Source organism: Bacillus sp. AF62, assembly GCF_050312695.1.
GTDB lineage: Bacteria > Bacillota > Bacilli > Bacillales > Bacillaceae_G > Bacillus_A > Bacillus_A cereus.
Map to the genome: position 1 here is coordinate 1 of NZ_JBNPJZ010000265.1, position 355 is coordinate 355.

Consider the following 355-nt stretch of genomic DNA (forward strand, 5'->3'; position numbering starts at 1 on the left):
CAATACGTTGCTAATGCATTCACATCTATGTTTGTAATAACATCTAATTCTAATAATTCACCAGCAATCCGTCTAAACTCTTTCTTTGCAACTGAATCTAACCACGTTGGTGGCTTTACCTTGTCTTTTTTTGCTTGTAACTGTTTTTCAGCTTTTAATCGTTGTTCAATTTCATCCTTTGTCAATCGATTTGTATTACCTTCTAATAAATGCAAATGAATCGGCTTCGCTTTTCTTCCCATGTGAACCACCTCCCTCAGCTGAACCCCCTTTTATGAAATAAAACGAACTTTTTACACGGAAAGCTTGGCGGCGGTCTCCAAGGAACCGCCTTTTACTTTTTTTACACCGGGGG

General features: G+C 38.6%; 1 pseudogene. It reads right to left on the reverse strand.

Going from position 1 to position 355, the window contains the following annotated elements:
- Positions 1–251 (reverse strand): annotated as a pseudogene (locus ACQRBL_RS32660) (phage terminase small subunit P27 family); the annotation flags it as partial.
- Between the last annotated feature and the right edge of the window lie 104 nt (positions 252–355).